Origin of the sequence: Variovorax sp. Root473 (assembly GCF_001426505.1) — a bacterium.
Lineage (GTDB): Bacteria > Pseudomonadota > Gammaproteobacteria > Burkholderiales > Burkholderiaceae_C > Variovorax.
Genome location: NZ_LMEV01000003.1, coordinates 1 through 7,789 on the forward strand (window position 1 = coordinate 1; position 7,789 = coordinate 7,789).

The 7,789-nt window shown below is 71.1% G+C and carries 7 protein-coding genes and 1 pseudogene; all 8 read left to right on the forward strand.

All coding sequences use genetic code 11. From position 1 onward, the window contains the following. The coding region (locus ASD34_RS04370; RefSeq protein WP_157609623.1) for a zinc-binding dehydrogenase at positions 1-195 on the forward strand (195 nt) is incomplete at its 5' end. A 14-nt stretch (positions 196-209) separates the two neighbouring features. Beyond that, complete coding sequence (locus tag ASD34_RS04375) at positions 210-1,241, forward strand: AraC family transcriptional regulator (RefSeq protein ID WP_056573279.1); 1,032 nt, start codon at positions 210-212, stop codon at positions 1,239-1,241. A 40-nt stretch (positions 1,242-1,281) separates the two neighbouring features. Further along, positions 1,282-3,969 carry a LuxR C-terminal-related transcriptional regulator gene (locus tag ASD34_RS04380; RefSeq protein WP_056573282.1) on the forward strand — a complete coding sequence of 896 codons (2,688 nt, stop codon included), beginning with the start codon at positions 1,282-1,284 and terminating at the stop codon, positions 3,967-3,969. A gap of 138 nt (positions 3,970-4,107) precedes the next feature. After that, positions 4,108-5,016, forward strand: a complete 909-nt coding sequence (locus tag ASD34_RS04385) for a TauD/TfdA dioxygenase family protein (RefSeq protein WP_056573285.1) — start codon at positions 4,108-4,110, stop codon at positions 5,014-5,016. A 61-nt stretch (positions 5,017-5,077) separates the two neighbouring features. Further along, the coding region (locus ASD34_RS28050; RefSeq protein WP_235509971.1) for a 3-keto-5-aminohexanoate cleavage protein at positions 5,078-5,395 on the forward strand (318 nt) is incomplete at its 3' end. Positions 5,396-5,397: 2 nt separating this feature from the next. Beyond that, positions 5,398-6,058: pseudogene (locus ASD34_RS04390) on the forward strand (3-keto-5-aminohexanoate cleavage protein); the annotation flags it as partial. Positions 6,059-6,098: 40 nt separating this feature from the next. Continuing rightward, a complete protein-coding gene (locus ASD34_RS04395) occupies positions 6,099-7,082 on the forward strand; it encodes a tripartite tricarboxylate transporter substrate binding protein (RefSeq protein ID WP_056573291.1) in 984 nt (327 codons plus the stop codon). A gap of 14 nt (positions 7,083-7,096) precedes the next feature. Next, positions 7,097-7,654, forward strand: a complete 558-nt coding sequence (locus ASD34_RS04400) for an RBBP9/YdeN family alpha/beta hydrolase (RefSeq protein WP_056573293.1) — start codon at positions 7,097-7,099, stop codon at positions 7,652-7,654. The last annotated feature ends 135 nt before the right edge of the window (positions 7,655-7,789 follow it).

Consider the following 7,789-nt stretch of genomic DNA (forward strand, 5'->3'; position numbering starts at 1 on the left):
ACGCGGCCGGCGATGGTGCACTACATCCATCCGCGTCCGCACATGCTCGCGATGGCCGACGAGTTGTTCGGCCACGTGCTGGCCGGGCGCATCGTGAGCGAGCCACAACAGAGCTTTGCGCTGGCCGACGCAGCCGAAGCGCACCGCGCCCTCGAAGGCCGCAAGACCACCGGCGCCACCGTGCTCGTGCCCTGAGAAGGTGCGGGATCGTGCCATCCCTGGTCCGTGCGGCGAGTCTCACGCACTACCGCGAGGTGGCGTGCGCCAGCGGCCTCGACCCGACCCGCATGCTCCTGGACGCCGGCCTGAGCCCGCGCGTGCTGGACGCGCCCGACCTGATGATCCCGGTCGACCGCCTCGCCGCACTGCTGCAGGCCTCGGCCGTGCAGTCAGGCAACGAGGGCTTCGGGCTGTGCATGGCCGAGGGGCGGCGGCTGTCGAACCTCGGGGCCGTCGGCCTGCTGGTGCGCGAGCAGCCGACGCTGCGCGATTCGCTCGACGTGCTGATGCGCTACCAGCCGCTGCTCAACGGCTCGCTGTCGCTGATGGTCGAGGCCTTCGGCCAGGTGGTGGTCATCCGCGAGGAAGTGCAGCCCGGCAAGGCGCACCGCGCCACGCGCCAGCGCATCGAACTCGCGCTGGGCGTGATGCTGCGCCTCATGCGGCAGTTTCTCGGCGCCGACTGGCAGCCCCGGCGCGTGTGCCTGGCGCACCCCGCGCCGCGCGACCTGCGCACGCACCATCGCGTGCTGGGCCCGGCCGTCGCCTTCGACCAGGACTTTCACGGCATCGTCTGCGCACGCGAAGACCTCGACACGCCCAACCCCTCGGCCGACCCGGCCATGGCGCGCTATGCACGGCAACTGCTCGACGCGGCGGCGCCTGCGCCCGGCGACGCGCTGCCGGGCGAGGTGCGGCGCGCGGTGCTGCTGCTCCTGCCCAGCGGGCGCTGCAGCATCGCGCAGGTGTCGGCGCACGTGGGCGTGGAATGCCGCACCCTCCAGCGCCGGCTCGCGGACGACGGACAGCGCTTCTCGGCCGTCGTCAACGAGGTGCGCAAGGAACTCGCCACGCGCCATGTGCTGGACAGCGACCGCCCGCTGGCCGAGGTGGCGGGCCTGCTCGGCTTCTGCGCGCCCAGCGGGCTCTCGCGCTGGTTCCATGCACAGTACGGCCGCAGTGCCAAGGAGAGCCGCGCGCAGCGGCGCGTACCGCGCGATCCATCGTCCTCGCGCGATTGACGAGGAGAATCGCTCTTCTTCCCACGCACACGAGCGAGCCTTGGCCACCTTCCCGCCCCCCGATGCGACCGGCGTTCCGCGCGATCTGCTGCTCAAGGTGACGCCGCCCCGTGTCCCGCGTCACCTCGTTGCCCGCGCGCGGCTGCTGTCGAGTGCCGACGCCTTGCGCGACCACGCGGTGTTCGTGGTGCAGGCGCCGTCGGGCTTCGGTAAGACCTCGCTGCTCGCGCAGTGGCGGCTGGAGTACCTGGGCCTGGGCGTGCCCGTCGGCTGGGTCTCGGCGCAGAGCCAGGACGACCCCGGCCGGCTGGTGCAGAGCGTGGCCCTGGCGCTGCGCGTCGCCATGGGGCGCCCCGCGTTCGGACGCAGCGTGTTCGAGGACGACCGGCCCGGCACGCTCGGCAGCGTCACGGCGCTGCTGGCCGAGCTGGCGCAGGCGGCGTTGAACGTGGTGCTGGTCATCGACGAGGCCGACCGCCTGCCGACCGCCACGCGCGAGGCGCTGGCCTACCTGCTGCGCAACGCGCCGCCCAACGTGCGCACGCTCATCGCCACGCGCCCCGACGGCCGGCTCGACATCGAAGACCTGGTCGCCTACGGACAGTGCGTGGAGATCGGCCCCGCGCTGCTGAAGTTCAGCCTCGACGAGACGCTGCAGCTGGTGCAGGCCCGCTTCGGCGCGCGCGTCGATCGCGACACGGCCGCGCGGCTGCACGAACTGACCGAAGGCTGGCCACTGGGCCTGCAGCTGGCCACGACGATCATCTCGCGCGGGACCGATGCGCACGCCGCGCACACCGTCCTGGGCGACATGACGGCCGCCGCCGGTGAACTGCAGAGCGAGCTCGTGCGGCTGCTGCTGGTCAACCTCGACCCCGACGACCGCGACTTCCTGGCCCGCATCGCGGTGCTCGACTTGCTGCATCCCGAGCTGTGCCGCGCCGTCTCCGGCCTGGGCGATGCCGCGGCGCGACTGGCCCGCCTGAGCAACGACACGCCGGTGTTCGCCGCCGCCGAAGGGGGCGAGTGGCTGCGCATGCACGCGCTGGCGCGCGACGTGCTGCGCCAGCGCTTCGCCGCGCTCGACGCGGCCGAGCAGGTGGCGGCGCACGCGCGCGCCGCGCAGTGGCTGGCCGCGCACGAGCTGCTCGACGAGGCCGCCCACCACGCGCTGAGCGCGGGCCAGCACCAGACCGCCTACGAGCTCGCGGAGCGCAGCCTGTACGAATCGCTCATGCGGCGCGGCCGGCAGGCCACGGTGCTCGAATGGATGGCGCAGATGCCCGCCGACGAACTCGACCGCCGTCCGCGCCTGCTGCTGGCCGCGGCATGGACGCTGGCGTCGAGCGAGCGGCACGAAGAGGCCGGCCGCTTCGTGGCGCGCATCCTGGCGCAGCCCGGCGTGAGCGATGCGCTGCGCTGCGAATGCGCGCTGATCCTCGGCGGCGCCGCCGTGTTCGCAGACGACCCCGACCGCTTCGTCGAACTGCATGCGCCGTGGACCGAGGCTGTGCCGCTGACCGACCCGCTGCTGCTGCAGTCGCACGCCAACCGCATGGCCTACCGCGCGCTGCTCGAAGGCGAGCCGGCGCTCGCGCGCCTGCGCCAGCAGCAGGCCCTGCGCGGGCATCCGGGCCACGGCGTCGACTACATCCGGCGCTGGAGCGAGCTGGTCATCGGCCTGAGCTATGCGTGGGAAGGCCAGATGCTGCTGGCCGAACAGCTGCTGCGGCCCGCCGTGGCCGGCGCCGAGGCCGAGATGGGCCGGCGCCATCGCCTCAGCTGCAACCTGGCCGCGCTGCTCGCATCGGTGGCGTGGGAGCGCGACCTGCCCGGCGACGCCGCCACGCTGCTGGCCGACCGCCTCGACGTGCTGGAGCACAGCGGCCTGCCCGAATCTCTGCTGCAGGCCTACCGCACGGCGGCGCGCATCGCCGCAGCCGAAGGCGCGGAGCACCGCGCGCTGGAGCTGCTGAACGCACTCGACGCCGCCGGTGCCGCGCGGCGTCTGCCGCGGCTGCGCATCGCGAGCCTGGCCGAGCAGGTGCGCCTGCACGCGCAGCGCCACCGCACCCAGACCTGCCGCGAACTGTGCGAGCGCATCGATGCGCAACTGGCTGATCCCGCATTGCCGCAGGGCCCGCTGTGGCGGCGCAGCGTGGAAGCGCTGCGCGACATGGCGCGCGCACATGCCGCCATCGCCGCGCGCGACTGGCCCGATGCGCTCGCGCAACTCACGCGTGCCGACGCGCAGGCGCGCCAGCGCAAGCAGGGCGGCCTGCACATCGAGCTGCTGGGCCTGCGCGCGCTGGCGCTGGAGCGCTGCGGCCAGCCGGCGCAGGCGCTGCTGCGCGAGGCCATGGACCTGGCGCGCGCCTACGGCCTGCAGCGCCTGCTCTGCGACGCGCACCCCGAACTCGGCGCCTGGGTCGGCACGCTCGCGGCCGAAGGCGTGCAGCCCGAGATCGCCATCGCGCCACCGATGCCGCCCGCGCCTTCGGCCGCAGTACCGATGCCGCACGGCGCCGTGCTCACGCCCAAGGAGGGCGAGGTGCTGGCGCTGCTGGCGCGCAACCTGTCGAACAAGGAGATCGGGCGCGCCATGCAGGTGGGCGAAACCACCATCAAATGGCACGTGAAGAACCTGTTCGCCAAGCTCGATGCGGGCACCCGCACGCAGGTGGTCCAGCGCGCACGCATCCTGGGCCTGCTCGCGCCCGAGCACTGAGGGTTTATCCCGCCCCTGGGGGCCCGCCTCCCCCTCCTGCAAGGAGGGGGCGCATGAAGGGGCCCCGACCTATTCTTGCTCCCAGCACGGTCACCGCCGCACAGCGGCAATTCACGACCGGCACAGGAGACAAGACACATGGGTTCCACGATCCAGCCAGGCCTCTCGAACGGGGCTCCCGCCGTGCACACGCGCGGCCTCCAGGTCCACCCCGTGACCTGCGCCATCGGCGCGGAGCTGCGCAACGTGTCGCTGGCCGATGCCTCGCGCGACGCCGGCCTGGCGGCCGAGATCCGCGCGCTGCTGGTGCAGCACAAGGTGCTGTTCTTCCGCCAGCAGCAGCTCACGCGCGCCGAGCACGTCACCTTCGCCCGCCACTTCGGCGAGCTGGAAGACCACCCCGTGGTCGGCAGCGACCCCGAGCATCCAGGCCTCGTGCGCATCTACAAGAACCCCGAGACGCCGGTCGACCGCTACGAGAACAGCTGGCACACCGACGCCACCTGGCGCGAGAAACCGCCCTTCGGCTGCGTGCTGCGCTGCGTCGAATGCCCGCCGGTGGGCGGCGACACCATGTGGGCCAACATGGTGCTGGCCTTCGAGAAGCTGCCCGCGCACATCCAGCAGCAGATTGCCGGACTGCGTGCGCGCCACAGCATCGAGTCCACCTTCGGCGCCGCGATGCCGATCGAGAAGCGCCTGGCACTGAAGGCCCAGTTCCCCGATGCCGAGCACCCCGTGGTGCGCACGCACCCCGACACGGGCGAGAAGATCCTGTTCGTCAACGGCTTCACGACCCACTTCACCAACTTCCACACGCCGGCCAACGTGCGCTACGGGCAGGACCACCAGCCCGGCGCCGCGATGCTGCTGGCCTACCTCGTGAGCCAGGCGCAGATCCCCGAGTACCAGGTGCGCTGGCGCTGGCAGCCGGGCGACGTGGCCATGTGGGACAACCGTTCGACCCAGCACTACGCGGTCATGGACTACCCGCCCTGCCATCGAAAGATGGAACGCGCCGGCATCGTCGGCGAAGCGGTCTTCTGAGCGGGCGCCGCGCGCTGCGCCCTCCCTTCTTTCCTTCCCTTTTTCTACCGAGGTTCCTGCCATGAATTTTCTCGACGGCCATCTGTTCCCCGAAAACCAGCAGCCACTGGTCATCACCGCCGCGCCCTACGCGCCGTCGTGGGTGCCGGCCGACTTTCCGGAAGACATTCCCGTCACGATGGCGCAGCAGATCCAGAAGGCGGTCGATTGCTACAACGCCGGCGCCACCGTGCTGCACCTGCACGTGCGCGAACTCGATGGCAAGGGCAGCAAGCGGCTGTCCAAGTTCAACGAGCTGATCGCCGGCGTGCGCAAGGCGGTGCCCGAAATGATCATCCAGGTGGGCGGCTCGATCAGCTTCGCGCCCGAGAGCGAAGGCNNCATCAACACCTCGCAGATGAACGTGGTCGAGCACTGGGACGACGCCGACACCCGGGGCACCTCGATGGAAGACCCCGAGGTCTACCGCGCCTACAAGGAAATGACCGTGCCCGCGCAACCCGGCTGGGCCGAAGAGCACATCCGCCGCCTCACCAAGGCGGGCATCCAGAGCGCCTTCCAGTGCTACAACATCAACAGCTTCGACTCGGTCGAGCGGCTGATGCGCCGCGGCGTCTACAAGGGCCCGCTGGTGATGAACTGGGTGGCCATCGGCGGCGGCATGGACGTGCCCAACATCTACAGCCTCGCCAACTTCGTGCGCGCGGTGCCCGACGGCGCGGTGCTCACCGTCGAAAGCTCCATGCGCAACGTGCTGCCCGTGAACATGATGGGCATCGCCATGGGCCTGCACGTGCGCTGCGGCATCGAGGACAACCTCTGGAACCAGTCGCGCTCCGCCAAGATGGGCACGGTGGCGCAGGTCGAGCAGCTGGTCGCCATCTCGCGCCAGTTCGGGCGCCCCATCGCCACCGCCAAGCAGGCGCGCGAGATTTCCAAGATCGGCGTTTTCTACGACACCGTCGAGGAATCGCTGGCGGCCAACGGCTTCGCGCCGAACCGCAACGGCGCGCAGCAGGGCTTCCTGCGCAAGGCGGCCTGAGCCCCCCACCCCCGGCACCAGAACACCTGGAGACATCGCGATGAAAAAAACCCACAACATCCTTCGCCGCCTGAAGCCCTGGGCAGCCGCCCTGGCCGCCGCGCCCCTGCTCGCCCATGCCTGGACCACCAAGCCGGTGCGGATCGTGGTGCCGGCGCCCGCGGGCGGCACCATGGACGTCGTGGCCCGCGTGTTGTCCGACGCGATCTCGGCCGAGATCGGGCAGCCGGTGATCGTCGACAACAAGCCGGGCGCCGGTGGCGCCATCGGGGTGCAGGCGCTCAACAGCGCGCCGCCCGACGGGCAGACCATCATGTTCATGGTCAGCAACATCCTGACCGAGATTCCCCTGGTGATGAAGACCAGCTTCGACCCGGTCAAGGACGTGAAGCCTGTGACCATGGTGGCCCGCTCGGCGATGGTGCTGGTGAGCGCGCCGTCGGTGCCGGCGAACGACCTGAAAGGCCTCATCGCCTACCTGAAGACCGGCAAGGGCAGCCCGGGCAGCTACGCCTCGTACTCCGCGGGCACCAGCTCGCACTACGCCGGCGCCATCTTTGCCCGCAAGGCGGGGCTGGACCTGCAGCACGTGCCGTTCCCGGGCTCGCCGCCGGCGCTGCAGAACCTCATGGGCAGCCAGGTCGACATCCTGTTCGACGGCATCGTCACGTCGCTGCCGCTGATCAAGGCCGGCAAGGTGAAGGTCTTCGGGGTCGGGGCCAAGACCCGGCTGGCCCAGCTGCCGGAGGTGCCCACGATGGCCGAGCAGGGCTTCGACGAGATCGACTTCTCGAACTGGGCCGGCGCCATCGTGTCGGCAAAGATGCCCGACGACCTCGTCAAGCGGATCAATGCGGTCCTCACGAAGGCCGCCTCCTCGCCGAAGGTGCGGGAGCGGCTCATCGCGCAGAACTTCGTGCCGATGACCAGCGAGAGCCCCGAGCAGCTCGCGAAGATCACGCATGACGAGTACGAGCGCAACGCGCGGATCGTCAAGACCTACAACATCCAGCTCAACCAGTGAGGGCGCAGGCCGACATGACCGCACCCACCGTCCTCATCGTTCCGGGCCTGCGCGACGCCGTCGCCAGCCACTGGCAGACCCTGCTCGCCGCACGCCTGCCGCGCGTGCGCGCGGTGCCGCCCATGGGCCGCGACGACCTCGGCTGCGCCGCGCGCGTCGCGGCCATCGAGCGCGAGGCGCAGGCGGTCGAGGGGCCACTGGTCATCGTGGCGCACAGCGGCGGTGTCGTGATGCTGATGCACTGGGCGCAGCGCACGCACCGCCCGGTGCGCGGCGCGCTGCTGGCCACGCCCCCCGACTTCGAGCGGCCGATGCCCGAGGGCTACCCCAGCGTCGAGGCGCTGCGCGCCGGCGGCTGGCTGCCGGTGCCGACCGGCGCGCTGCCGTTCCCGAGCATCGTGGCCGCGAGCCGCAACGACCCGCTGGCCTCGTACGAACGCGCGGCGCAGATGGCGCAGGGCTGGGGCAGCCGCCTGGTCGACCTCGGCGAGGTCGGCCACCTCAACCCCGCCTCGGGCTACGGCGAATGGCCGGGCGCGCAGGCCTTCATCGACGAACTCTCGGCGGGCTGAATCTCTTCTGCCCGCCTGCTCCTCACACCGAGAAAGAAATTCCCCATGGTCCAAGCCATCCGCTTCCACGAGACCGGCAGCGCCGACGTGCTCAAGCTCGAACACGTCGAGGTCGGTGAACCCGGCCCAGGCCAG

Excerpts from the sequence above, each read along its gene's own strand:
- ASD34_RS04400 (WP_056573293.1), top strand. The coding sequence starts at position 7,097 with ATGACCGCACCCACCGTCCTCATCGTTCCGGGCCTGCGCGACGCCGTC.
- ASD34_RS04395 (WP_056573291.1), top strand. The coding sequence starts at position 6,099 with ATGAAAAAAACCCACAACATCCTTCGCCGCCTGAAGCCCTGGGCAGCC.
- ASD34_RS04385 (WP_056573285.1), top strand. The coding sequence starts at position 4,108 with ATGGGTTCCACGATCCAGCCAGGCCTCTCGAACGGGGCTCCCGCCGTG.